The 23992-nt window shown below is 74.8% G+C and carries 21 protein-coding genes; 9 read left to right on the top strand and 12 right to left on the bottom strand.

Translation table 11 applies throughout. The annotated features are described in order from the left end of the window. Positions 1–20: 20 nt before the first annotated feature. Complete coding sequence (locus ACFYZY_RS12900; RefSeq protein ID WP_388692810.1) at positions 21–389, bottom strand: STAS domain-containing protein; 369 nt, start codon at positions 387–389, stop codon at positions 21–23. A gap of 220 nt (positions 390–609) precedes the next feature. Between ACFYZY_RS12900 and ACFYZY_RS12895 the strand changes: the two genes are divergently transcribed. The 3 genes from ACFYZY_RS12895 to ACFYZY_RS12885 all read left to right on the top strand — a co-directional run bounded on the left by ACFYZY_RS12895 (position 610) and on the right by ACFYZY_RS12885 (position 5043). Continuing rightward, positions 610–1509 (top strand): RNA polymerase sigma factor SigF, encoded by a 900-nt coding sequence (locus tag ACFYZY_RS12895; RefSeq protein WP_388692808.1) that lies wholly within the window; start codon positions 610–612, stop codon positions 1507–1509. Between the two features lie 178 nt (positions 1510–1687). After that, positions 1688–2878, top strand: coding sequence for a DegT/DnrJ/EryC1/StrS family aminotransferase (locus ACFYZY_RS12890; RefSeq protein ID WP_388692806.1), 1191 nt, complete (start codon positions 1688–1690; stop codon positions 2876–2878). After that, on the top strand, positions 2875–5043 hold the full coding sequence (locus ACFYZY_RS12885; protein WP_388692805.1) for a lipopolysaccharide biosynthesis protein: 2169 nt from the start codon (positions 2875–2877) through the stop codon (positions 5041–5043). The genes ACFYZY_RS12890 and ACFYZY_RS12885 overlap by 4 nt, the downstream gene beginning before the upstream one ends. 33 nt (positions 5044–5076) lie before the next feature. Here the strand turns inward: ACFYZY_RS12885 and ACFYZY_RS12880 are convergent, their stop codons facing one another. From ACFYZY_RS12880 to ACFYZY_RS12860, 5 genes are all read right to left on the bottom strand, one after another. After that, positions 5077–5529 carry a hypothetical protein gene (locus tag ACFYZY_RS12880; RefSeq protein WP_388692803.1) on the bottom strand — a complete coding sequence of 151 codons (453 nt, stop codon included), beginning with the start codon at positions 5527–5529 and terminating at the stop codon, positions 5077–5079. Positions 5530–5584: 55 nt separating this feature from the next. Then, positions 5585–7477 (bottom strand): hypothetical protein, encoded by a 1893-nt coding sequence (locus ACFYZY_RS12875; RefSeq protein WP_388692801.1) that lies wholly within the window; start codon positions 7475–7477, stop codon positions 5585–5587. Positions 7478–7638: 161 nt separating this feature from the next. Further along, positions 7639–8394 carry a polysaccharide deacetylase family protein gene (locus ACFYZY_RS12870; RefSeq protein WP_388692890.1) on the bottom strand — a complete coding sequence of 252 codons (756 nt, stop codon included), beginning with the start codon at positions 8392–8394 and terminating at the stop codon, positions 7639–7641. A gap of 92 nt (positions 8395–8486) precedes the next feature. After that, positions 8487–9821 carry a glycosyltransferase gene (locus ACFYZY_RS12865; protein ID WP_388692799.1) on the bottom strand — a complete coding sequence of 445 codons (1335 nt, stop codon included), beginning with the start codon at positions 9819–9821 and terminating at the stop codon, positions 8487–8489. 166 nt (positions 9822–9987) lie between these two features. Next, the gene (locus tag ACFYZY_RS12860) at positions 9988–11079 is read right to left on the bottom strand and encodes a GNAT family N-acetyltransferase (RefSeq protein WP_388692797.1); all 1092 of its coding nucleotides are present in this window, start codon (positions 11077–11079) and stop codon (positions 9988–9990) included. Positions 11080–11316: 237 nt separating this feature from the next. Between ACFYZY_RS12860 and ACFYZY_RS12855 the strand changes: the two genes are divergently transcribed. Continuing rightward, a complete protein-coding gene (locus ACFYZY_RS12855; protein ID WP_388692795.1) occupies positions 11317–11667 on the top strand; it encodes a VOC family protein in 351 nt (116 codons plus the stop codon). Between the two features lie 33 nt (positions 11668–11700). Here ACFYZY_RS12855 and hutI read toward each other — a convergent pair whose 3' ends face one another. From hutI to hutU, 4 genes are read right to left on the bottom strand one after another with little or no spacing between them, the layout of a single operon-like run. Next, the gene (gene hutI / locus ACFYZY_RS12850) at positions 11701–12984 is read right to left on the bottom strand and encodes an imidazolonepropionase (protein ID WP_388692793.1); all 1284 of its coding nucleotides are present in this window, start codon (positions 12982–12984) and stop codon (positions 11701–11703) included. Between the two features lie 17 nt (positions 12985–13001). Beyond that, positions 13002–14342, bottom strand: coding sequence for a formimidoylglutamate deiminase (locus tag ACFYZY_RS12845; RefSeq protein WP_388692792.1), 1341 nt, complete (start codon positions 14340–14342; stop codon positions 13002–13004). Next, positions 14333–15553: an allantoate amidohydrolase gene (locus ACFYZY_RS12840; protein WP_388692889.1), complete on the bottom strand. Its 1221-nt coding sequence runs from the start codon at positions 15551–15553 to the stop codon at positions 14333–14335. The genes ACFYZY_RS12845 and ACFYZY_RS12840 overlap by 10 nt, the downstream gene beginning before the upstream one ends. A gap of 17 nt (positions 15554–15570) precedes the next feature. Further along, positions 15571–17247 (bottom strand): urocanate hydratase, encoded by a 1677-nt coding sequence (gene hutU / locus ACFYZY_RS12835; RefSeq protein ID WP_388692790.1) that lies wholly within the window; start codon positions 17245–17247, stop codon positions 15571–15573. Between the two features lie 189 nt (positions 17248–17436). Here hutU and ACFYZY_RS12830 point away from each other — a divergent pair, with 189 nt between their 5' ends. From ACFYZY_RS12830 to ACFYZY_RS12810, 5 genes are all read left to right on the top strand, one after another. Continuing rightward, positions 17437–18765 carry a diaminopimelate decarboxylase gene (locus ACFYZY_RS12830; RefSeq protein WP_388692788.1) on the top strand — a complete coding sequence of 443 codons (1329 nt, stop codon included), beginning with the start codon at positions 17437–17439 and terminating at the stop codon, positions 18763–18765. A gap of 266 nt (positions 18766–19031) precedes the next feature. After that, on the top strand, positions 19032–19427 hold the full coding sequence (locus ACFYZY_RS12825; protein ID WP_388692786.1) for a hypothetical protein: 396 nt from the start codon (positions 19032–19034) through the stop codon (positions 19425–19427). Continuing rightward, positions 19424–20206: a transcriptional regulator gene (locus ACFYZY_RS12820; RefSeq protein WP_388692784.1), complete on the top strand. Its 783-nt coding sequence runs from the start codon at positions 19424–19426 to the stop codon at positions 20204–20206. Before ACFYZY_RS12825 ends, ACFYZY_RS12820 begins: the two co-directional genes overlap by 4 nt. Then, positions 20206–20730 (top strand): roadblock/LC7 domain-containing protein, encoded by a 525-nt coding sequence (locus ACFYZY_RS12815; RefSeq protein ID WP_388692782.1) that lies wholly within the window; start codon positions 20206–20208, stop codon positions 20728–20730. Before ACFYZY_RS12820 ends, ACFYZY_RS12815 begins: the two co-directional genes overlap by 1 nt. 127 nt (positions 20731–20857) lie before the next feature. Continuing rightward, complete coding sequence (locus ACFYZY_RS12810; protein ID WP_388692781.1) at positions 20858–21229, top strand: hypothetical protein; 372 nt, start codon at positions 20858–20860, stop codon at positions 21227–21229. A gap of 38 nt (positions 21230–21267) precedes the next feature. Here the strand turns inward: ACFYZY_RS12810 and ACFYZY_RS12805 are convergent, their stop codons facing one another. Both ACFYZY_RS12805 and ACFYZY_RS12800 read right to left on the bottom strand, forming a co-directional pair. Further along, entirely contained in the window at positions 21268–22107 is an 840-nt protein-coding gene (locus ACFYZY_RS12805; RefSeq protein WP_388692780.1) for a MurR/RpiR family transcriptional regulator, read from the bottom strand. A gap of 450 nt (positions 22108–22557) precedes the next feature. Next, a complete protein-coding gene (locus ACFYZY_RS12800) occupies positions 22558–23946 on the bottom strand; it encodes a cystathionine beta-synthase (RefSeq protein ID WP_388692778.1) in 1389 nt (462 codons plus the stop codon). Positions 23947–23992: the final 46 nt, after the last annotated feature.

The raw sequence follows: 23992 nt of genomic DNA, 5'->3' as shown, positions 1-23992 counted from the left end.
GTACGGCGCACGGCCGGACCTCATTCCGGGAGCGCCGTCTCCAGGGTGTCGTGCACCGTGAAGACGGTGTCCGCGCCCGTGATGTGGAACACCCGGGCCACCGCGGGCCGCATCCCCACCAGGTGGACCTCGCCGCCGACGGCGTCCGCCCGCAGCCGGGCGCCGAGCAGCACGTTGAGTCCGGTGGAGTCGCAGAACTCCAGGCCCGAGCAGTCGACGACGAGCCGTGAGCGGCCCGCGTCCAGCGCCCCGTCCAAGGGGGCGCGCAGGAGTTCGGCGGTGTGGTGGTCGAGTTCGCCCACCGGGGTGAGGAGTTCGCTCTCTCCCACGGCCCGCACTTCGACCCGCAACCGCGCGGGCAGTGCGCCGCCGATGTTTTCGCGGTCCATGGCCGTGCCTCTTCTCGCTCTCGCGGATGCCGACTGACGTCCGTCGAACACTACAAGCGGGGTGGCCTCCGATGCACATGCGGCCCATCTCATAGCGGGGCAAACGGGATTATTGACACTTGCAACGTCCCCCGTCGAGCAGGTAGGTGTGGAGAAGACACCCGACACGGCCGGCTTGGAGGCGCCGCAAACCGCTGCGAGAAGTACCCGAAGGAGACCCATGTCACCCCGCCTCGGCGCACTGCGCACCCCCGGCGCGCCGTCGACCGCACTGTCCCCCGACCACACCGCCCTTCTTCCCGACGGCCTCGCCGAGCACCTGCTCGACCGGCCCCTCGACCGCATCGGGGCGGTCGACGCGCGCGCCCTGTCGAAGCAGCTCTTCGCCCGGCTCGCGGAGCTCGAGGAGGGCACCCACGCGCACGCGTACGTCCGCAACACCCTCGTCGAGCTGAACCTCGCCCTGGTCCGCTTCGCCGCCGCCCGGTTCGGCACCCGCAGCGAGCCGATGGAGGACATCGTCCAGGTCGGCACCATCGGGCTCATCAAGGCGATCGACCGCTTCGAGCTCTCCCGGGGCGTCGAGTTCCCCACCTTCGCGATGCCGACGATCATCGGCGAGATCAAGCGCTTCTTCCGGGACACCTCCTGGTCCGTGCACGTCCCGCGCAGGCTCCAGGAGCTCCGCCTCGACCTGGCGCGGGCCACGGACGCGCTGTCCCAGCGCCTCGACCGCTCCCCCACGGTCGCCGAGCTCGCCGAGGAGCTGGGCATCCCGCCGGAGGAGGTCGTCGAGGGCATGACCGCGAGCAACGCGTACACCGCCAGCTCGCTCGACGCCCAGCCGTCCGAGGAGGACGGCGGCGGTGGCGAGGCCGCGCTCGCGGACCGGCTCGGCTACGAGGACAACGGCCTGGCCGGCATCGAGTACATCGCCTCCCTCAAGCCGATGATCGCCTCGCTGCCCGCCCGCGAGCGGCGCATCCTCTCCCTCCGCTTCGTCTCGGGCATGACCCAGTCGGAGATCGGCGAGGAGCTGGGCATCTCGCAGATGCACGTCTCCCGGCTGCTCACCCGCACCCTCGCCCGGCTGCGCCAGGGCCTCACTCTGGAGGAATGAGCCCCACTCCCCCGCCCGGGGCGCCAAAATGGCTTCCGGAAGGGCCCGTTCACGGTCTGACGACCCTGGGCGGGCCCTTCCGCGTGACCGGGGCGCGCGATCCGGCCCGTGACCGGGGCCTTGTTGACGCGCCGTCCGGGCTGGGCCACATTGAGCCGGGGTCTCAGGGGGGAATCACATGGTTTCTGCGTACGCGGACCTGGAAGAACGCATGCGCGGCAGACTCGGCGGCAGGGAGTGCCTCTACGTGCCGTCGTGCCGCTTCGGTCTCTACCTGGCGCTGCGCCACTGGTGCGAGCCCGGCGGACGGGTGCTGATGTCGCCGGTCAACGACGACGTGATCTTCTTCGTCGTCCTCGCCGCCGGCCTCCGCCCGGTCCAGGCCCCGCTCGACCCGGGGAACGGCTCCCTCGACGTCCCGGCCGTGCCCGAGTCCGTCTGGCGCGGCCTGTCCGCCGTCCTCACGACCAACCTGTACGGGAACCCCGACCCGGCGCCGGAGCTGCGCGAGCGGTGCGACCTGCTCGGCGTCCCGCTGATCGAGGACGCGGCCCACGCGATCGGCTCCACCGTCGGCGGGCGCCCGGTCGGCACGTACGGCGAGGCGTCCGTCTTCAGCCTCTCCAAGCACGCCCGCGCCGGGACGGGCGGCTTCCTGACCCTCGCCGACCCGGACCTGCGCGACGAACTGGCCGCCGCCCGCGACGCGTTGCTGCACCCGACCCGCACCACCGCCGAACTCGCCCACCTGGTGCGGCCGTACGCGGAGGCCGCCGTGCGCGGACTGCGCCTGACCGGGGCCGCGCGCGCGACGCTGCGGGCGTGCGGCCTGGAGGAGCGGGAGGAGATCCGGATGCCGCTCCGCGCCGACGCGCTCGCGCGGGCCCTTCCCGCCGCGCCCGCGCTCGATCCCTTCCACTCCTGGGTCCGCGTCGACCTGCACGACTACCGGCTCCGGCCGGGCCCCGGCAGGCTCCGCCGCACCGCCCGCAGGCTCGCCGGGCTCGACGCCGTCCTCGACGCCCACCGGGCGGGCACCGCCCGCCTCCTGGCCAGCGAGTACGGCCGCGCCGCCGACGCGGAGGCCCAGCCCCTCTTCCGGGTGCCCCTGCTCGTCGAGGACCGGGACGCGGCCGCCGCCGCCCTCGCCCGGCGCCGGATCACCACCGGCTACCTCTACGACCCGCCGCTCGACGCCTACGCGGGCGAACCGTTCACCGACCCCTCCCCCGCGCCCGAACGGGCCGCGTGGTTCGCCCGGCACGCCCTGCCGGTGGACCCGCGCCGCGCCGACGACGCCCTCGCCGCCCTGCGGGCCGCCGGCCTGCGGCCCGTCCACCCGTCGGCCGCCCTCGGCGGCGCCCGGTGACCGGGTCCGTACGGCTGCGCGGGGCGGGACGGGACGCGGACGGCGGGGCCCCGGCGGACGCCCGCGCGGCGAAGGACGACGGGGACCCCGGCTCCGGCGAGAGCTCCCTGTTCCGCAACGCGTACGCCCTGATGCTCTCCACCGGCGTCTCCGCCGCCCTCGGCCTCGGCTTCTGGCTGGTCGCGGCCCGCCACTACTCCGAGGAGGCCGTCGGCCAGGGCTCCGCCGCCATCGCCGCGCAGCGGATGCTCGCCTCGATCGCGGCGACCACCCTGGCCGGCGCGGTCGTCCGGTACGTCCCCCGGGCCGGCCGGGCCACCGGGCCGCTGGTGCTGCGCCTCTACCTGACCAGCACCGTCGTCGTCGGCCTCGCCTGCGCGCTCTTCCTGCTCACCCTGGACTGGTGGGGCCCCTCGTACGCCCCGCTCGGCACCGTCTCCGCCGGGGTCTTCTTCACCGCCTCCTCCATCGGCTGGGCGCTGCTCTCCCTCCAGGACGGCGTGCTCACCGGGCTCAGGCGCGCGATCTGGGTGCCCGTCGGCAACGCGGCCTTCTCGCTCGGCAAGCTGGTCCTGCTCGTCCTCCTGGCCTCCGCCGTGCCGGTGCTCGGCGTCTTCGTCTCCTGGGCGGCGGCGATCGCGCTCTCCGTGGTGCCGCTCGGCTGGCTCATCTTCCGCCGGCTCATCCCCCGGCAGGCCCGCGCCGACCGGGACCGCGAACCGCCGAGCCCGCGCGAGATCGGCCGCTTCGTGGCCGGGGACGCCGTGGGGGCGTTCTTCAGCCTCGTCATGATCAGCCTGCTGCCGATGATGGTCGCCGTCCGCTTCGACGCCGCCCACAACGCCTTCTTCTACACGGCCTACACGGTCGGCGGCACGATGGAGTTCATGGCCATCAACATGGCCTCCTCGCTCACCGCGCACGCCTCGCACAGCCCGGACTCCCTCGCCGAAGGGGTCGGGGGCGCCCTGCGCCGCATGACGCTGCTGCTCGTCCCGGTCGTCCTCGTCCTCGTCCTCCTCGCCCCCCTGATCCTCACCCCCTTCGGCCGGGGCTACGCCGACAACGGCTCCACGGTGCTGCGGCTGCTCGCCGCGGGGGCGCTGCCCCGGGTCGCCGTCGAGCTGTACATCGGCGTGCTGCGCGTCCAGGGACGCACGGGCATGCTCGCCGTGATCCAGGGCTCGATGTGCGTCCTGGTCCTCGGCAGCGCGACCCTCCTCCTCGGCCCGTACGGCATCGACGGCGCCGGATACGCCGTGCTCGGCTCGATGACGCTGATGGCGGCGGTGTGCGTGCCGGGGCTGCGGGCCGTCCTGAAGGACCGCGCGCCGGCCCGGCCGCCCCGGACGGCGGCCCGGACGAAGGCCGGGGACGGGTACGGGGGCGGCCACGGAGACGGGTACGGCACGCGCTGGGCGCGCGAGAGCGCCTATCTGCGCGGGGCGCACGACGCGGTGACGCCCGCGTTCGGCATTCCCGTCCTCGACCCCGGTCCCGGCCCCGGCCCCGTCCCCGGGCCCCCGGACCGTGCGGCGGAGACCCGGACGCCACGGACGCCACGGACGGCCCCGGCCACGGGAACGGGGGCGAGGGCGGGGACGGAGGGCCCGGAGTGGTGGACGGCCTGGCCGTGGCCGCTGCTCGGCCTGGCGGCCGGGCTCTTCTGGTACCCGCTCGCCCGCTCCCGCGAGCTGGAGGTCGAGGAACTCTCCGGCACCGGGCTGCTCGCCGCGCTGCCGCCCGTCACGCTCGCCGCCGGGCTGCTGTTCGTCGTCCTCCAGGGCGTCGCCGTGGGCCTGCGCGCCTTCCGGCCGGCCTTCGCCTCGGCGGTCCTGCTCGCCACCTTCCTCGCCCTGCACACCGCCCCGCCCCTGCTCGGCCTGCGTCCGGCCGACGCGCGGGGTCCCGGCGCCGTGCTCCTGGGCGAGGGAACGGCGCGGGCCGTCGCCCCGGTCGCGCTCCAGGCGCTGTGCCTGCTGCTCGCGGCCGTGCTGCTGCGGGTCTCCGGGGCGGGCGCGCGGGTCACGGCCGGAACGGTGTGGGTGCTGGTCTGGGCGGGCTGGGCGGGACAGCACGCCTTCGCCTCCGTCCCGCTCCCGCTCTTCCTCGGCCTGGCCGGGTGCACGATGGCGGCGTGCGCCTTCCGGGGGGCAGCGGGCTGACGGCGGCGCGGGCCGCCCCGGAAGGACGCCCGTTCACCGTCCCCCGCCGGCCCTTCGGCGACGGGGCCGGGGAAACCCCCGCGCGCCGCCGGCCCCGGCCCCGTCCCGTTCGACGGCGCCGCGCGTGGCGGCCGGCAGCGGAACGCCGGGCAGAGCGGCGGTGACGCTCACGAAGAGGGCGAGGACGACGAGGAAGAGCGTCGGGGAGAAGGACTTCGTCAGGAACAGGGTGGTCGCGGTGAGGGTGGCCACGGAGAGGCTGACGGGCGCGGCGAGGGCCAGTGCCTCCAGACGGGCTCCGGGCCGCAGCCCGAGGGGTTGCGGGAGCATCAGCGCGAGGCCCGGCGCGAGGACGACGAAGGCGAGGACGGGTATCCAGCGCAGCGGGGAGCCGCCGGGGAACGCGGTCGCGGCGAGGGCGATCCAGCCGGAAGCCGCGAGGGCGGCTCTGCGCTGGAGGCCCGGGGTCGGACGTGGGTGGCTCATGGCGTATCCGCTCCTCGTGCGTGTGGTCTGCGACGGGTCGTGCCCGGAGGGGTGTTCAGCCGCCGGTCGTGGGGCGGTAGCGGAGGACGAGCCCGTACCGGCTCTCCTCCACGACCCCGAACAGCGGGGAACTCTTGAGCGCCTTCCGGAGGATGTCGTAACCGCCCTCCGGGAGGTAGCCCTCGCCAAGGACGGCCTTCCCCTGGGTGGGGGTGAGGATCACGTAGGCCGGGCGGCCCCCGGGGATGCCGCCGGCGAGGTAGCCGGCCGGGTCCTTCAGCATGCGGAGGTTCTCGTCGACCTCCTGCTCGGTGAAGAACCAGCGTTCGTAGCGGTCGTACCGGTAGTACGAGTCGGTGAAGGCGCCGGTCGCGGCGAGGATCAGCGCTCCCTCGGGCGCCCGGTCGAAGGCACGGCGGGTGAGCGCGACCTCGCCGGGCGGCGCGTAGTGCATGCCTTCCTTGCCGTAGTACGAGGGAAGGAAGCCGGCGAGCATGGCGACGAGGGTGACGGGCAGCGCGACGGCGGCCGTGCGGCGGGCGAGCACGGCGGCGCGGCTCGCGGCACCGGCGGCGGGGACGAGCGCGGCGGCGGCGAAGAAGGCCGCGCCGGGCAGGCCGAAGAGGTAGACGCGGAAGACCATTTCGCCGCCGTAGTCGTTGACGGCGAACATCGGGAGGGGCGCCGCGGTGGCGAGCAGCAGCGGCAGGGCGCTGCGGACCAGTGCGCGGCGGAGCAGTACGGCCGTGCCGGCGAGCCCGGCGAGGACGAGGACCATCAGGACGTTGGCGCTGCCGACCAGCTCCGAGCCGGGGCCCGTGGGGTCGCCGGCGAACCCGGGGCGGGAGTTGCCGAGGAGGTCGCCGGCCTTCTCCCGCAGGGTGCCGAGGGTGTCGAGGAAGAGTTCCCGGCCCATGGTCAGGTCCCAGACCAGCATGATCAGGCCGGTGGTGGCGAGGAGCCCGAGGTTGCGGTAGCGGCGGGTGAGGCAGAGGGCGAAGAGGCTCGCGCACAGCATCACGGGGGTGAGCTGATGCGAGACGTTGATGGCGGCGACGACCGGGACGAGGAAGAGGACGGCGACCGCCCGCTGCCGGGTGGTCGTGGGCGGCGGCACGGACGCGGCGGCCGGGTCCAGGGCGGAGCGGTCGCGGAGCACGCCGGCGGAACCGGGCAGGACGAAGTGCCGGACGACGACGGCGAGGACGGCGAGGTACAGCAGGTAGGAGAAGCCCTGCGGCGAGAGGTAGTCCTGGCCGACCCAGTTCGCCAACTGGAAGATCCACACGCCGGTCCACACGAGCCGCCAGTCGTCGCTGAAGGTGCGGTAGACGAGGACGAGGACGGGCATGGTGAGCAGACCGAGCACGACCGGGGCCCAGTTGATGAACGAGGCGGCGGCATCGACGCCGAAGGCACGGACGAGGGCCGCGTCGAGGGAGAAGAAGCCGGGCCACTGGTCGTAGGCCGCCATGCCGCCGGAGGGCTCACGCCCGGAAGGGACGGTGCCCTCGGCGAGGAGCCTGCTGATGATCGCGTCGTGCTTGGACGCCCAGGCGTAGCGGACGGTGTCGTAGAGGATCGCGGGCGGCGCCTTGAGGGCGACGAGCATCGCCGCGCCGTAGGTGGCGGGCCACAGGGGCGCGGTGCCGGCACGCCGCAGAGTGATGACGAATCCGCAGGTCAGGACGGCGAGGGCGGCGTAGAAGGCGAGAGGGAAGCGGTCGAGGAGGCCGAACTCCTCGATGTTCCGGAAGTCGATGCGGGGCAGCGCCCACCACCAGAGCGCGGCGGCGAGGACGAGGAGCGCCGGGTTGAGGGCGGCGGGGGAACGGAGCGCGGTGAGGGCGCCGGCCCGGCGGCGGTGGTCCGGGGGGGCTCCGCCGCCCTGTTCCCCGGTTCCGCGCTCCGTGGCCTCCCGGCCCCGCGCGGAAGGCCGCGACGGCATACCGTCGCTCCCGGTCACCGGTGTTGATGGCACATGGTGCTGCACGGCGGCTCTCTCCTCACGGTCCCCTCGGTGAAGCAGAGGAACCCACTTCGGTTACGTACACGCATTCGACACCCTTGATCGGCAAGGGAATCGCTGGTCCCCGCCGGCCCCGTGGCTCAGCCGGCGAACTCGGGTCCCTTCACCAGGGCCCGGCCCCGGCGGTACACGCGCCAGCCGATCGTGGCCGGCGAGTCCGGGTACGGAGCGGTCCTCGCGCCCCGCCCCTCCATCCACCGCTCCACGTCGGCGGTGGTGTGGGTGCGGCGCACGATGAGCCGGGCGACGCGGTAGACCTCGTCGCTCCCGGAGCTCAGCGCGTGCCGCACGGCGACCGCCGAGGCGTACCCGGCCGCCGCGGCGGCCCGCCGGACGGCCGGGCTGTTGTAGCCGTGCGGATAGGCGAGGTGCGCCACCTCGTGCCCGAGGACGTCCTCCAGCTCCGCCTTCGAGTCGCGCAGTTCGCGCCGCAGGGCGCCCGGCGCGAGGGTGTCGAGCTGCGGGTGGGTGACGGTGTGGCCGCCGACCTCCATCCCGTACTCCTCCAGGCGCGGCGCCCGGTCGAGGGTCATCATCGGCGCGGGCGGCAGCAGGCAGGGACGGCCCGGGACGAGGGCGCCCGTGGTCAGGTAGGCGGTGGCGGGCAGGCCGCGCGCGGCGAGCGCCTCGGCCGTGGGCCCGGCGAGGTCGGCGAAGCCGTCGTCGAAGGTGAGGACGACGGGCCGGGGCGGCAGCGGGGCGCCGTGGGCGAGGTGGCGGGCGAGGGCGCCGGCGGTGACGGCGGTACGGCCGCAGGCGACGACCGCGTCGAGATGGGAGGCGAACTCCGCCGGGGAGACGGTGAATTCGGCGATCCAGTCCGGCGGGTCCTCCATGACGGCGTGGTAGAGGAGGACGGGTATCCGGGCGTGGACGGGGACGGGGGGACCGCCGGGCAGGAGGGCGCGGAGGCCGCCGGTGGCGCGCGTCATCGCGGTCCCGCCTTCCGCAGCCGGGCCGTGGCGTATCCGATCGGGCCGTAGAGCATGCCGCGTCGCTCCAGTCGGGAGAGGCTTCGGGGCCAGGGGTGGTGGGTGCCGTGCTCGCCGGGGACGCCGCCCCCGGCCTCTCCCCGCCGGGCGGTCACGGCACGGGCGTGCGCGAGGCCGCGCGGGAGGCGGGCGAGGAGCGCGGGCAGCAGGCGGGGCCGGTGGACCAGGGTCGCGGTGAGGTACGCGGTGAGGCCCGCGCCGTAGCCGTACGCCTGGTTCCGCAGGTCCTGCCAGGTGTCGCGGTGGTGGTGCCAGACGAGGGCCTCGGCGGTGTAGCGGAGGCGGAAGCCGGCGGAGAGGACGGCGACAAAGGCGTACAGGTCGTCGCCGCCCCTCGCGGCGGTCCCGGTGCCGGTGGCGGGGTCGAAGCCCCCGGCGCGGCGCAGGGCCTCGGCGCGGAAGGCCATGTTGGCGCCGGAGCCGAAGCCGCCGGCGGCGAACGGGAACAGCGGCTCGTCGGCGGGCGGCCGGGCCGGGTCGTACAGGCGCGGGGCGAAGCCCTTGGCGAACCCGCCGTGCGATTCGAGGAGGACCTGGGCGGGGGTGGCGAGCCGGGCGGGCAGGATCAGGCCGGTGACGCAGCCGAGGCCGGGGTCGGCGGCGAAGGGGCCGGTGAGCGCGGTCAGCCAGCGCGGGTCGGCGATCACGTCGTCGTCGGTGAAGGCGACGATCCCGCTCCGGGAGGCGGCGAGGCCGGTGTTGTGGGCGGCGGCGAGCCCGGGGACGTCCTCGCGGACGTACCGGACGCGGCCGGCGTACTCCCGGGTCACGAGGTCGTACGTGGCCGCGGTCCGGGGCGCGTTGTCGACGACGACCAGTTCGAAGCCGGGGTGGTCCTGGGCGAGGAGCGAGTCGAGGGCGCGGGCGAGCCGCGCGGGGCGCTCGCGGGTGGCGACGACGACGGAGGCGCGGGGCGGGACGGGCCCTTCGCCCGTACCGGCCCCCGGTCCCGCTCCGGCCTCCGGCCCCGCTCCGGCCCCCGGCCCCCTCCTGGCCTCCGTCCCGGCGAGCCGTTCGGCGTCGGAGAGGGGGACCCGCCGGGCGAGCCGTTCGCGGGCGAGGGCGGCCAGCACGCCGGCGGGGTCCTCGCCGTCCGCGACGGTCCCGACGACGGTGGCGGCGGGCCGCCCCCGGAGCCGTACGAGCGCGTAGACGTCCCCGGGCACGACCGGCGGCCCGCCGGGTGCGGGCCGGAACGACAGGACGGGCCCTTCGGGTGCGGCGAGGTCGATCTCGGCGACGGAGAGGGGACGGGGGACGGAACGGTTCAACGGGGAGGCTCCCGGAGGACGCGCGGGCGAGGGCCGGACGGACGGGGGCGGGGCGGGCCGGAGGCGTACGGGCGGGGGCGCGGCGCCCCGGGGACGCGGGAGCGCGCCGGACCGGGGGCGTGCGGAGCGGGGCCGTCCGGCGGGGAGGCGGGTCCTCCGGGCGCGGTCACCGTCCGCCCCGCAGCCGGGCGGCCCCGTTGAGCGCGGCGCGCGCGCGGGCCGCGAGGGCGGGCCGGCCGCGGACGAAGCCGTGGACGCGCCGGGCGGGTTCGCGCCCCAGCCAGTGCAGGGCGGCCCGCGCGCCGGGGACGAAGACGGCCCCCTCGTACACCGTCAGCTCCCCCGTCTTCAGGGCGTCCTTGTACTCGGCGTCGCCGCGCCCCAGGTCGAGCGTCCCGATCCCGGCCTCCGCCGCCGCCTCGGCCATCCGCAGGTGCAGGACGAGGCCGGGCGAGTACTTCGCGAACTCGGGGTCGTACGACGGGAACCAGCAGGACAGCACGGTCGCGGACCGCAGCCCGAAGTGCGCGGCGACCGGCCGTTCCCCCGCGTACAGGACGGAGAGGACGCCGGAGCAGCCGGGCGTGCGCCGCTCGTGGAGGCGGCGGACGAGGGTGGTGATCCACTCCTGGGCGAAGCGGTCGCGGCGGCCGGTCCTGCGGTACTGGGCGGACTTCCACTCCATGAGGGTGCGCAGGGCCGCCGGGTCGCGTTCGTCGAACACGAACCGCGTCCCGCCGTCGGCCCGGCGGGCGAGCCGCCGCTCCTTGGCGAGGGTGGTCCGGAGGAACGTGGGCGACCGGACGCGCAACAGCGCCTCGTAGGCGGCGTACCCCTCGCGGACGTCGATCACGGGGGAGGCGAAGGAGTCGGCGGCGGCGGGCGCGAAGACCGGCTGGCCGGCCTCCAGGTTGTCGAACTCCCAGGAGGCGAGGCCGCAGTGGCGCAGCAGGGCGCGGGCGTCGGGCCGCAGGCCGGGCCGGAGGACGGCCCCCTGGCTGTCGGAGACGCCGTACCCGAGGGCGCGTCCCCGCCCCAACGGGCCCTTCTCGTAGGGGAAGAAGCCGACCGGTTCGTCCCCCTCCCACCAGACGGCGACGCGGGAACGGGGCCGCACCCGGGCGACGGCGAGGGCGAACTCCGGTTCCATGAAGGGGTTCCCGGGCGCGCCGGACCCGGCCCGTAGCGCCCGCCACGCCTCGATCTCGCGCGCGCCCAGCTCCCCCGGCCGCGCGATCCGCACACGAAAGGCACTCACCCTGCCGACCCCCCGGTCCAACCCCCTGAGTACTGCCAGGACAGGACGGTACCGGTCCGCAACGCCCGGAGACAGGGATACCCGGTCTTTCCGTGACCGGCCCCGGGAGGGACGGGCGGACGATCCCCGAACCGTGGGTCCCGGCCGAGGAGCCGGAGGAGTTCCACGCGCATATCGTGGGGGAGGTCCAGGTGGTCCACGAGTTCCGCCGAACGTTCCCGTGCCGAGGAGCCCCCGATGAGCGTGCGTCGCGTCGTCCCCAACCTGCGGACCGGGTCCCCCGGCGAGAACCGGGAGTTCTACGGACTCCTCGGCTTCGAGCAGGTCATGGACCACGGCTGGATCGCGACCCTCGCCTCGCCGGCCGTCCCCGCCGCCCAGGTCAGCCTGATGGGCACGGACCCGACCGCTCCCGTCTCCCCCGATCTGAGCGTGGAGGTGGAGGACGTGGACGCGGTGTACGCGGCGGTGCGGGCGGCGGGCGCGGAGGTCGTGCACCCGCTGACGGACGAGGAGTGGGGCGTCCGGCGCTTCTTCGTGCGGGACCCCGACGGCCGGGTCGTCAACGTGCTCGGCCACCGCGCCTGAGAGGAGCCCCGCCGACCGGCGGGGCTCCTTCCCTCAGACCACCCGCTCGCCCCTCCGCCACACCCCCGCCACCAGCGGCACCCCCGGCCGGTAGGCCAGGTGGACGTGGGAGGGGGCGTCCAGGAGCGTCAGGTCCGCGCGGGCGCCGGGGACCAGGCGCCCGATGTCCGTGCGGCGGAGGGCCGCCGCGCCGCCCGCCGTGGCCGACCACACCGCCTCGTCGGGGGTCATGCCCATGTCCCGGACCGCCAGGGCGACGCAGAAGGGGACGGAGGAGGTGTAGGAGGAGCCCGGGTTGCAGTCCGTGGAGAGGGCCACCGTGACGCCCGCGTCCAGGAGGCGGCGGGCGTCCGGCCACGCGGCGCGGGTGGAGAACTCCGCCCCCGGGAGGAGGGTGGCGACCGTGTTGCCCGAGGCCAGGGCGTCCACGTCCGCGTCCGTCAGGTGGGTGCAGTGGTCCGCGCTCGCCGCGTCCAGCTCCACCGCCAGCCGCACGCCGGGGCCGTACGTGAGCTGGTTGGCGTGGATGCGGGGGTGGAGGCCCTTCGCCCTTCCGGCGGTGAGGATCGCGCGGGCCTGGTCGCCGTCGAAGGCGCCCTCCTCGCAGAAGACGTCCACCCAGCGGGCGTACGGGGCGCAGGCGTCCAGCATCGGGCCGGTGACCAGCTCCACGTACGCCGCCGGGTCGTCGGCGTGCTCCGGGGGGACGACGTGCGCGCCGAGGTAGGTGACCTCGTCGGTGTGCGCGGCGGCGATGCGCAGCGCCCGGACCTCGTCCTCGACCGTCAGACCGTAGCCGGACTTGGTCTCGAAGGTGGTCGTGCCCTGGCGCAGGGCCTCGTGGAGGTGGCGCGTCAGGTTGCGCTCCAGGTCGGCGTCGGACGCCGCGCGCGTCGCCGCGACCGTCGTGCGGATGCCGCCCGCCCCGTACGGCTGCCCCGACATGCGGGCGTTGAACTCGGCCGTGCGGTCGCCCGCGAAGACGAGGTGCGAGTGGGAGTCGACGAAACCGGGGAGCACGGCCCGGCCGCCGGCGTCGACCCGGTTGTCAGTGGCGGGTGCTTTGCTGGTTTCACCGATCCAGACGACCCGGTCGCCCTCGATGACGACGGCCGCGTCCCGGATCAGGCCCAGAGGACCTCCTCCCCCGCTCTCGGACTTGCTCGAGCGGGGGGACCCCCATCCGAGGGAGGGATCGTTCGTGACCAGGCTGGCGATGTTGACGATGGCGGTGGCGGGCGTCGCCACCGCGCTGTTCGCGCTCGTGGGGGCGGAGGTCGCCGCCGCGCTGTTCCTCGTCTCGGGACCGGTGTTCATGGTGGGGGGTGTCTCCTTCAGCCGCGCAGGGCGGCGATCGAGTCGGCGAGGGCCCGCGGCACGTCCGGCACGGACCGGTGGGCCCCGTCCCGTACGACGTGGCGGCCGCCCACGACCGTGTGGCGCACGTCCGCTGCCGACGCTGCGAATACCGCCGTCTCGGCTGCCAGACGCGGCACCGGTCCCGCTGTCCTGACGGAGTCCAGGGCGATCGTCGTGAAGTCGGCGAGGGCGCCCGCCTCCAGGGCGCCCGCCTCGTCCCAGCCCAGGGCCGCGTGACCGCCGGCGGTGGCGGCGCGCAGGAGCGCGGCGGCGGTCCAGTGGCCCCGGACGTGGGTGCGCAGGCGCTCGTTCAGCTCCATGGCCCGTGCCTCTTCGAGGAGGTCGACGACCGCGTGGCTGTCGCTGCCCAGGGAGAGGGGGGAGCCGGCCTTCTGGAGGGCGGTGGCCGGGCCGATGCCGTCCGCGAGGTCGCGTTCGGTCGTCGGGCACATGCAGGTGCCGGTGGACGAGGAGCCGATGAGGCCGATGTCCCCGTCCGTGAGGTGGGTGTTGTGGACGCCGGTGGTCCGGGGCCCCAGCACGCCGTGTTCGGCCAGGAGTCCGGTGGGGGTGAGGCCGTGGGCCGCGAGGCAGGCGTCGTTCTCGGCGGTCTGCTCCGAGAGGTGGACGTGGAGGGGGGCCTCCCGCCGCCGGGCCCAGTCGGCCACCGTGGCGAGCTGGTCCGCCGGGACGGCCCGGACGGAGTGGATCGCCGCCCCGATCCGGACGCCGTCCCGTTCCCGGAGCGCCGACGCCCGTTCGGCCCAGGCGTGCGCCGTGCCGTCGGTGAAGCGGAGCTGGTGGTGCTCCGGGGCGGCGCCGAAGCCGGAGGAGAGGTACGCGGTGTCGAGGAGGGTGATGCGGACGCCCGCCTCCGCGGCGGCGGCGATCAGGGCCTCGCCCATGGCGTTGGGGTCGGCGTACGGGGTGCCGCCGGGGGCGTGGTGGAGGTAGTGGAACTCGCCGACGGAGGTGATGCCGGCGAGCGCCATCTCCGCGTACACCGCGCGGGCGAGCGCGAAGTAGCTGTCGGGGGTGAGGCGCTGGGCGATCTTGTACATGGTCTCGCGCCAGGTCCAGAAGGTCCCGGAGCCGACCTGGACGGTGCCGCGCAGGGCACGGTGGAAGGCGTGCGAGTGGGCGTTGGCCAGGCCCGGGACCGTCAGGCCGCGCAGGACCTCGGCGCCCGGCGGGGGCGTCGCCGCGCCCGTCCGGACCGCCGTGATCCGGCCGTCCGCCACGTCCAGGGCCACGCCCGGCTCGACGTACGGGTCGAGCCAGGCGTGTTCCAGCCAGTACGTCGTCGTCAGCGGCACGCCAGCTCCTCCAGTACGTCGGCGAGTGCGCGGACCCCGGCCAGGCAGTCGTCCTCGGCCGCGAACTCGGCCGGGGAGTGGGAGACGCCGGTGGGGTTCCGTACGAACAGCATGGCGGTCGGGATCGATTCGGACAAAATACCCGCGTCGTGGCCCGCTCCGGTGCCGAGGACCGGCACCTTGCCCGAGGTGCCCGTGGTGCCGGAGGCCGAGTCGCCCAGGATGCGGGACAGTTCGTCGCGCAGGGCGTGCGAGAAGTCCACGACGGGGGTGAAGGACTCGCGGACGACCGTGAGGTCGATGCCGTGCCGGTCGGCGTGGTCGCGGGCCGCCGTCTCGACGCCCCTGACCACCGCGTCCAGGGAGTCCTGGTCGGCGGCGCGCGCGTCGAGCCAGCCCCGGACCAGGGAGGGGATGGCGTTGACGCCGTTCGGCTCGACCGCGACCTTGCCGAAGGTGGCGACGGCGCCCGCGAGTTCGGCCTCGCGGCGGGCGGCGAGGACGGTCTCGGCGTAGGTGAGCATCGGGTCGCGGCGGTCCACGAGCCGGGTGGTGCCGGCGTGGTTGGCCTCGCCGGCGAAGTCGTACCGCCAGCGGCCGTGCGGCCAGATGGCGGAGGCGATGCCGACGGCGTCGCCGGACAGGTCCAGGGCCCGGCCCTGCTCGACGTGCAGTTCCACGAAGGCGCCCACGCGGGCGAGCCGCTCCGGGTCGGGGCCGATGGCGTCGGGGTCGTACCCGGCGGCCTCCATGGCCCGCGGGAGGCTGATCCCGTCGGCGTCGCGCAGTTCGTACGCCTGCTCCTTCGTCAGCCGTCCTGCGGTGAGGCGGGAGCCGACGCAGGCGAGGCCGAAGCGGGCGCCCTCCTCGTCGCCGAAGTTGACGATGGCGAGGGGACGCCTGAACGAGACGCCGCGGGAGCGCAGTTCGTCGAGGGCGGCGAAGGAGGAGACGACGCCGAGGGGGCCGTCGAAGGCACCGCCGTCGGGGACGGAGTCCAGGTGGGAGCCGGTGACGACGGCGTCGCCGGCCGTCGGGTCGCCGAGCCAGGCCCACTGGTTGCCGTTGCGGTCGGTCTCGACGTCCAGGCGGCGGGCCTCGGCCTGCATCCGGAACCAGAGGCGGCAGTCGGCGTCGGCGTCCGTCCAGGCGTAGCGGCGGTAGCCGCCGGAGGCGGCGCTGCGGCCGAGGGGCCGCAGCGACCGCCACATGGCGTGGAAGCTCTCGCTCACGCGGACGCCTCGTTCTCGGCGCCCTCGCGCATCGGGACCCGGACGCCCTTCTCGTCCGCGACCCGCTCCGCGATGTCGTAGCCCGCGTCGACGTGGCGGATGACGCCCATGCCCGGGTCGTTGGTGAGCACGCGGCGGATCTTCTCGCCCGCCAGCGGGGTGCCGTCGGCGACCGTGACCTGGCCCGCGTGGATCGAACGGCCCATGCCGACGCCGCCGCCGTGGTGGAGGGAGACCCAGGAGGCGCCGGAGGCGACGTTGACCATGGCGTTGAGCAGCGGCCAGTCCGCGATGGCGTCGGAGCCGTCGAGCATGGCCTCGGTCTCGCGGTACGGGGAGGCCACCGAGCCGCAGTCCAGGTGGTCGCGGCCGATCGCGAGGGGCGCGGCGAGGGTGCCGTCGGCGACCATGTCGTTGAACATGTCGCCCGCCTTGTCGCGCTCGCCCTGGCCGAGCCAGCAGATGCGGGCGGGCAGGCCCTGGAAGTGGACCCGCTCGCCGGCCATCCTGATCCAGCGGTGCAGGGACTCGTTCTCGGGGAAGAGGTCGAGGATCGCCTTGTCCGTCTTGTGGATGTCCGACGCCTCGCCGGACAGCGCGGCCCAGCGGAACGGGCCCTTGCCCTCGCAGAACAGCGGGCGGATGTACGCCGGGACGAAGCCCGGGAAGGCGAAGGCGCGGTCGTAGCCGGCCAGCCGGGCCTCGCCCCGGATCGAGTTGCCGTAGTCGAAGACCTCGGCGCCCGCGTCCATGAAGCCGACCATGGCCTCGACGTGCCGGGCCATCGACTCGCGGGCGCGGGTGGTGAACCCGGCCGGGTCCTTCGCCGCCGCGTCGGCCATGTCCTCGAAGGCGATGCCCACGGGCAGGTAGGACAGCGGGTCGTGGGCGGAGGTCTGGTCCGTCACGATGTCGATGGGCGCGCCCTCGGCGAGCAGCTGCGGGAGCAGCTCGGCGGCGTTGCCGAGGAGGCCGATGGACAGCGGGCGGCGGGCGTCGCGGGCCTCGGTGGCGAGCTGGAGGGCGTGGGCCGGGCTGTCGGCCTTGACGTCCAGGTAGCGGTGCTCGATGCGGCGCTCGATGGCGCGCGGGTCGACGTCGACGCAGATCGCGACGCCGTCGTTCATCGTCACGGCGAGCGGCTGGGCGCCGCCCATGCCGCCGAGCCCGGCGGTCAGGGTGATGGTCCCGGCGAGGGTGCCGCCGAACTTCTTGGCGGCGACGGCGGCGAAGGTCTCGTACGTGCCCTGGAGGATGCCCTGGGTGCCGATGTAGATCCAGGAACCGGCGGTCATCTGGCCGTACATGGTGAGGCCGAGCTGCTCCAGGCGCCGGAACTCCTCCCAGTTCGCCCAGTCGCCGACCAGGTTGGAGTTGGCGATGAGGACGCGCGGGGCCCACTCGTGGGTCTGCATGACGCCGACCGGGCGGCCGGACTGGACGAGCATCGTCTCGTCCTGCTTGAGGGTGCGCAGGGTGCGGACCATGGCGTCGAAGGAGCGCCAGTCGCGGGCGGCCTTGCCGGTGCCGCCGTAGACGACGAGCTTGTCGGGGTGCTCGGCGACCTCGGGGTCGAGGTTGTTCTGGAGCATCCGGAGGGCGGCCTCCTGCTGCCATCCCAGGGCGCTCAGTTCCGTACCGCGCGGGGCCCGTACGGGGCGGGGTCCTGACATGGCGGTGCCTCCTCGAATGTCGTTCAGATATTCACATCCTGGCGTCATGAATAGTTGTAGTCAACAGGGTGGGGCGGCGGACGGGGCACGCCACCTCTTCCGCCCCACTCCTTCCACCCCTCCGCACCCTCCTGTCCCCGCCCCTTCCCGCTCCCGCCCCCTTCCCGCCCCCGCGCCGGAAGGGCGACGATGGAACGCATGGCCTCCTCCCGTCGCGATCCCGCCGTCCGCGCCGCCGTCGAACAGGGTCTCCTCTCCCCCGCCGAACCGGTCGTCGCCCTCCTCGACACGGCCGGCATCCGCGCCTCCGCCGCCGCCCTGACCAGCGCTTTCGCCGCCGTCACCGACGCCCCCGTGCTGCACGCCTTCGCCGTGAAGGCCGCCCCGCTCGTCCCCGTCCTGCGCCTGCTGCACGCGGCCGGGATCGGCGCCGAGGCGGCGAGCCCCGGCGAGCTGGCCCTCGCCCGCGCCGCCGGGATCCCGCCCGGCAGGACCGTGCTCGACTCCCCCGCCAAGACGCCGGAGGAGCTGCGCGGGGCCCTCGCGCTCGGGATCGCGGTCAACGCCGACAACTTCCAGGAGCTGGCCCGGCTCGACGCGCTCGCCGCCGCCACCACCGCGCCGCTCCCGCCCCTCGGACTCCGGGTGAACCCGCAGGTCGGCGCCGGTTCCATCGACGCGCTCTCCACCGCGACCGCCACCTCCAAGTTCGGCGTGGCGCTCCGTGACGAGGGCGCCCGCGAGGCCGTCGTGCGGGCCTTCCTCGACCGCCCCTGGCTGACCCGCCTGCACGTCCACACCGGCTCCCAGGGCGTCCCGCTCGCCCTGATGGCGCGGGGCGTCGGGGAGGCGTACGCGCTCGCCGAGGAGATCAACCGGGCGGCGGGCGGGCGGCGGATCGACACCCTCGACATCGGCGGCGGGCTGCCGGTGAACTTCGCCTCCGACGAGGAGACGCCGACGTACGCGGAGTACGCCCGGCTGCTCGCCGCCACCGTCCCCGGCCTCTTCGACGGCCGCTACCGCCTGGTCACCGAGTTCGGCCGTTCGCTGCTCGCCAAGCACGGCACGGTCCTGACCCGGGTGGAGTACACCAAGACCTCCGGGGGCCGCCCGATCGCCGTCACCCACGCGGGCGTGCAGCTCGTCACCCGGACGGTCTACGCCCCCGCCTCCTGGCCGCTGCGCGTCCTCGCGTACGACTCCGGGGGCCGGCCGCGCACCGGGGAGACCACCGTCCAGGACGTGGCGGGCCCCGCCTGCTTCGCCGGGGACCTGATCGCCACCGGCCGCGCGCTGCCGCCGCTCCGCCCCGGGGACGTGGTGGCGGTTCCGGACACCGGCGCGTACTGCTTCGCCCACCACTACGCGTACAACAGCCTGCCCCGGCCCGCGGTCCACGGTTTCACGGTGGCCGGTGACGGGACGGTGGCGTTCGCGACCGTACGGAGGGCCCAGACGACGGACGAGATCGTGGCCGAATCGGGCGGGGACCTGGCGGACGCGCTGGTGGGCTGACCGGGCGGGTACGGGCACGGGCACGCCGCCGGCCGGGCGGCGGACGCGGGACCGGCCCGCCGACGGAACGGGACGGACGGCGGGCGGCGGGCGGCGGGCGGCGGGCGGCGGGCGGCGGGCGGCGGGCGGCGGGCGGCAGACGAATTCTCGCCACTCCATGGCATGTTCCGATGGAAAATGCCAGAACTCCCCCTCCGGACGGGAACGTTCAGTAGCGTCGCCGTCACTGCCGCACGTTCGCACACCGCATCGGGAGGGGAATCCGCGTGCCCGGAATCGACGAGTGCCTGACGGAGGCCATGACCCTGCCGGGCGCCCGGGGTGCCTCCCTGGTCGACTGGACCAGCGGGCTCGCTCTGGGGACGGCGGGGGACTCGCCCGTCGGGGACCACGAGACGACGGCCGCCGAGACCGCCGAACTCGCCCGTTCGGCAGCGGAGTTCGACACGTTCACGACGGCGGACGACGGTCCCGGCGCCGGAGGCCCGCCCGTCGAGGACCTGATCGTCACCACCCGGGCCGGCTACCACGTCCTCCGCTTCGTGGAGACCTCCTTCGACAGCAGCGTCTTCCTCCACCTCTGGCTCGACCGCGACACCGGCAACCTCGCCCTCGCCCGCATGCGGCTCCGCGACATCGCCGAGAGGCTGGTCCTCGGATGAGCGCCGTCGCCACCCCCGTCTCCCCGATGCTGGTCCGGCTCGCCGCCGAGAAGGCCACCGGCGCCCTGCTCCGCGACCACGGCACGCTCTACCTGGTCGACGGCCGGGTGGTGCACGCCGAGAGCCCCGCCGCCCCCGGCGTCGACGTCCTCCTCACCACCGGCGGCCGGCTGCCCCGGGAGAACTGGGACGAGGCCGTCGACCGGGCCGGCGCCCACCGCGCGGTGGGCCGCTTCCTCGTGGACAGCGGCCGGCTCCAGGACGGCGAGCTGGAGATATGCCACCTCGGCGCCGTCTTCGACGCGGCCTTCTTCGCCCTCTCCCCCACCGGCGGGCCGACCCGCTTCCGGTACGGGGTGGGCCACTGGTTCGGGACGGTGCGGCCGGTCTCGGCCGAGGCGGTGGAGCGCGAGACGGTACGCCGCCGCGAACTCCTCGACGCCGTCTGGCCGTACGCCGCCGTGGACACCGCCCCGGTCGTCCCCCGCCCCGCCGCCCCGGGCCAGACCGTGGGAGCGCGCCAGCGCGCGCTGCTCGCGCTGGCCGACGGGGAGCGGACCCCGGCGGAGCTGGCCCGGCTGCTCGGCCGCCCCGCCTTCCACACCCTTCTCGACGTGCGGCGGCTCGCCGCCGCCGGGCTGGTCGAGACCCCGCTCGCCCCCGATCCGGAATCCGTCCCCGCACCGCGGTCGCCGTCCTTCCCGCCGGTCCCGCCGGTGTCCCACCCCGACATCGCCCTGCTGCGCCGGCTCCGTGACGCCCTGGAGGCACACCTGTGATGAGGCGTGCCCTGCGCATGCGCGCCGAGAGGAGACAGCTCATGACGGCAGAAGCCGAGGTCCTGGGCGAGCTGAGACGGCTCCGGGCGCGGCTGCCCCAGCTCACCGGAGCCCTGGCGGCCAGCGCCGACGGCCTCGTCCTGGCCCACGACACCGTGGACGGCGAGGCGGGGAGCGTGGCCGCGCTGACGGCGGCGGCGCTCGGCGTCGGCCGGCGGCTGACCGACGCCACGGGACAGGGCCGCTTCCGCGAACTGCTCGTACGCGGCGAGAACGGCTACGTGGCGACGTACGCGGCGGGCGACTCGGTCGTCCTGACGCTGCTCGCGGGGCCCCGGATCAACGTGGGGCGGCTCCACCTGGAGGCCCGCCGCTCCAGCGTCCGGATAGGGGAGCTGGTCGACGGCGCGCTGGAGCGCAGGGAGCCGCCCCGTCTCGGACAGCTCCCGCCCCCGTACCCGGAGGGGCCCCCGTACTCCGGGGGGCTCCCGACCCGGGACGTCCGCGGCCCCGGGAGCCCGTGAACCCGGAAGCCCCCGCTCCACGGCTCCGGAAGCCCGTCCCCCGGAAGCCGGCGACCCAGAAGTCCGTGACCCGAGAAGGCCCTCACCCGAGAAGGCCGCAACCCGAGTAAGAAAGAAGTACGACACCATGGCGAACACCGAGACCTCCCTCAAGGAAGCGGCCTCCATCGACGGCGCGATCGGCGCGGCCCTCGTCGACTACACCAGCGGCATGGCGCTCGGCACGATCGGCGGCGGCAAGGAGCTCGACCTGAACGTGGCCGCGGCCGGCAACACCGACGTCGTCCGCGCCAAGGTCCGGGCGATGGAGATGCTGGGGCTGAACGACGAGATCGAGGACATCCTGATCACGCTCGGCACCCACTACCACCTGATCCGGCTGCTCAAGGGGCGCAACACCAACGGCCTCTTCCTCTACCTGGCCCTGGACAAGAGCCGGGCCAACCTGGCGATGGCCCGCCACCAGCTGAAGAAGATCGAGGCCGAACTGGAGGTCTGACGGAGCCAGGCCGCGCCGCCCGGCACGCCGGCCCCGGCCTACTCGACGAACAGGCCCCGCGCCGCCGCCTTCGCGTCGAACTCCTCCAGGCGCGCCTGCGCGTCGGGGAGTTCGTCGGCCATGGCCTCCAGGAGGACCCGGCCGAGCATCATGGGCGCGCAGGCGGTGTCGAAGGCGAGCCCGGTGCCCACGGCGGCCGGGATCAGCAGGTCGCTGTGGGCGGCGACGGGCGCGAACGCCGAGTCGGCGACGGTCACGACCGTGAGCCCGGCCGTCCGCGCGTACGCCAGGGCCTCGACGGTCTCGCGGGGGTGCCGGGGCAGGGCGAAGCAGAGCAGGGCCGTGGCCCCGGCCCGTACGGCCGCGTCCACGCGGTCCGTGAGCATCGAGCCGCCCTCGTCGAGGAGCCGTACGTCGGGGTGCACCTTGGCGGCGAAGTAGGCGAAGCCCCGCGCCTGCGAGGAGGCGGCCCGCAGCCCGAGCACGGGCAGCGGGCGGGAGCGGGCGAGGAGCCGGCCGGCCCGCTCGGCCGGCCCGGGGTCCGCGAGCAGCCCGGCGAGGTGCCTGAGGTTCTCGATCTCGGCGAGGACGGCCTGCTGGTACTCGTTGAACACCTCGCCCCCGTCCTCGCCGGCACCGGAGGGCGTCACCTCGCGCAGGTGGCGGCGGAGCGCCGGGTACCCGTCGAAGCCGAGGGCGACGGCGAAGCGGGTGACGGAGGGCTGGCTGACCCCGGCGAGTTCGGCCAGCTCCACGCTGGACAGGAACGCCACGTCACCGGCGCGCCGCACCATGCAGTGCGCGATCCGCCGCTGGGTCGGCGTCAGCCGGTGCCCCTCGAAGAGGGCCTGGAGCCGACCGGCCGGGCTGTCGCTCACGCCGCCCTCCCCTTTCACCTATTCACGCGCACATCACTCTGCATAAGGATATGCACGAACCCGGGAGGACGCCCCCGGCGGCCCCGCGGGTCTCCGTACCCGGACCGCGCGCCCGGGACCGGCCGGCGCCCACCGTACGGCCGCGCCGCCGCACGGGAAAGGGCCCCCGCGAGAGCGGGGGCCCTTCCGAGGAGCCTGACGCGGGGACCGCCGCACCCCCGTGACCGGGGGGCGGGACGACGGCGGTCCCCGCGGGGACACGGGCCCGGGTCGGGCCGGTCTCCGCGTCCGGCGGCGTCTTCGGAGGCCCGGGAGCCGCTCCGGAAGTCCGTGACGCCGACAAGGAACAACGTGCCAGAGGCATGTTAAGCGGGTGCTGCGCGCACGTGTCGTGCTCGTACCGATCGCGCGAACGGCGCCACGACCGGTGGGCCGCGCCCCCGCCGCGGGCTACTTCGCGCCGCCGCCCGCCAGGAAGGCCAGCAGGTCCTGGCGGCTGACGACGCCGGTCGGCTTGCCCTCGACCAGGACGATCGCCGCGTCGGCGGACTCGCCCAGGACGGCCATGAGGTCCGCGACGGGCTCGCCGGAGCCGACCTGCGGCAGCGGCGCGCTCATGTGCCGCTCCAGCGGGTCCTCCAGGGAGGCGCGCTGCGTGAAGAGGGCGTCGAGCAGTTCGCGCTCGACGACCGAGCCGACGACCTCGGCGGCCATGACGTCGGGGTGGCCGGCGCCGGGCTTCACGATCGGCATCTGGGAGACGCCGTACTCGCGCAGCACCTCGATGGCCTGTCCGACGGTCTCGTCCGGGTGCATGTGGACGAGGGAGGGCAGGCCGCCCTCCTTGTGGCGCAGGACGTCGGCGACGTTCGCGGAGGAGGTGTCCTCCAGGAAGCCGTAGTCGGCCATCCACTCGTCGCTGAAGATCTTGGACATGTAGCCGCGCCCGGAGTCCGGGAGGAGGACGACCACGACGTCGTCGGGGCCCAGCTCACGGGCGACCTCCAGGGCCGCGACCACGGCCATGCCGCAGGAGCCGCCGACGAGCAGGCCCTCCTCCTTGGCGAGGCGGCGGGTCATCTGGAACGAGTCCTTGTCGGACACGGCCACGATCCGGTCGGTGACCTTCCGGTCGTACGCGGTGGGCCAGAAGTCCTCGCCGACGCCCTCGACCAGGTACGGGCGGCCCGAGCCGCCCGAGTAGACGGAGCCCTCCGGGTCGGCGCCGACGACCTTGACGGAGCCGCCGCTGACCTCCTTGAGGTAGTTGCCGGTGCCGGAGATGGTGCCGCCGGTGCCGACGCCCGCGACGAAGTGGGTGATCTTCCCCTCCGTCTGCTCCCACAGCTCGGGACCGGTGGTCTCGTAGTGCGAGCGCGGGTTGTTCGGGTTGGAGTACTGGTCGGGCTTCCAGGCGCCCGGCGTCTCCCGGACGAGCCGGTCGGAGACGTTGTAGTACGAGTCCGGGTGCTCCGGGTCGACGGCCGTGGGGCAGACCACGACCTCGGCGCCGTACGCCCGCAGCACGTTGATCTTGTCGAGGGACACCTTGTCGGGGCAGACGAAGACGCACTTGTAGCCCTTCTGCTGGGCCACGATCGCCAGGCCGACGCCGGTGTTGCCCGACGTGGGCTCGACGATGGTGCCGCCGGGCTTCAGCTCGCCGCTGCGCTCGGCCGCCTCGATCATCCGCAGGGCGATCCGGTCCTTGACCGATCCTCCGGGGTTGAAGTACTCGACCTTGGCCAGGACGGTCGCCTGGATGCCCGCTGTGACGTTGTTGAGTTTCACCAGCGGCGTGTTGCCGACGAGGCTGATCATCGAGTCGTGGAATTGCACCGTAATCTCCGGGGTCTCCGTAATGGTGTGGCCAGCGTATGCGTAG

The sequence above is a fragment of the Streptomyces sp. NPDC001744 genome (genome assembly GCF_042892575.1).
Lineage (GTDB): Bacteria > Actinomycetota > Actinomycetes > Streptomycetales > Streptomycetaceae > Streptomyces.
This window is presented reverse-complemented; position numbering and strand designations above follow the sequence as displayed.

Bases quoted from the DNA above. Each gene is read 5' to 3' on its own strand.
- hutU (WP_388692790.1), bottom strand. From the start codon at position 17,247: ATGTCAGGACCCCGCCCCGTACGGGCCCCGCGCGGTACGGAACTGAGC.
- ACFYZY_RS12900 (WP_388692810.1), bottom strand. From the start codon at position 389: ATGGACCGCGAAAACATCGGCGGCGCACTGCCCGCGCGGTTGCGGGTC.
- ACFYZY_RS12810 (WP_388692781.1), top strand. From the start codon at position 20,858: ATGGCGAACACCGAGACCTCCCTCAAGGAAGCGGCCTCCATCGACGGC.
- ACFYZY_RS12880 (WP_388692803.1), bottom strand. From the start codon at position 5,529: ATGAGCCACCCACGTCCGACCCCGGGCCTCCAGCGCAGAGCCGCCCTC.
- ACFYZY_RS12875 (WP_388692801.1), bottom strand. From the start codon at position 7,477: ATGCCGTCGCGGCCTTCCGCGCGGGGCCGGGAGGCCACGGAGCGCGGA.
- ACFYZY_RS12820 (WP_388692784.1), top strand. From the start codon at position 19,424: ATGAGCGCCGTCGCCACCCCCGTCTCCCCGATGCTGGTCCGGCTCGCC.
- ACFYZY_RS12890 (WP_388692806.1), top strand. From the start codon at position 1,688: ATGGTTTCTGCGTACGCGGACCTGGAAGAACGCATGCGCGGCAGACTC.
- ACFYZY_RS12830 (WP_388692788.1), top strand. From the start codon at position 17,437: ATGGAACGCATGGCCTCCTCCCGTCGCGATCCCGCCGTCCGCGCCGCC.
- ACFYZY_RS12855 (WP_388692795.1), top strand. From the start codon at position 11,317: ATGAGCGTGCGTCGCGTCGTCCCCAACCTGCGGACCGGGTCCCCCGGC.
- ACFYZY_RS12840 (WP_388692889.1), bottom strand. From the start codon at position 15,553: ATGTGGCGGTCGCTGCGGCCCCTCGGCCGCAGCGCCGCCTCCGGCGGC.
- ACFYZY_RS12815 (WP_388692782.1), top strand. From the start codon at position 20,206: ATGAGGCGTGCCCTGCGCATGCGCGCCGAGAGGAGACAGCTCATGACG.
- hutI (WP_388692793.1), bottom strand. From the start codon at position 12,984: ATGAACACCGGTCCCGAGACGAGGAACAGCGCGGCGGCGACCTCCGCC.
- ACFYZY_RS12895 (WP_388692808.1), top strand. From the start codon at position 610: ATGTCACCCCGCCTCGGCGCACTGCGCACCCCCGGCGCGCCGTCGACC.
- ACFYZY_RS12870 (WP_388692890.1), bottom strand. From the start codon at position 8,394: ATGGAGGACCCGCCGGACTGGATCGCCGAATTCACCGTCTCCCCGGCG.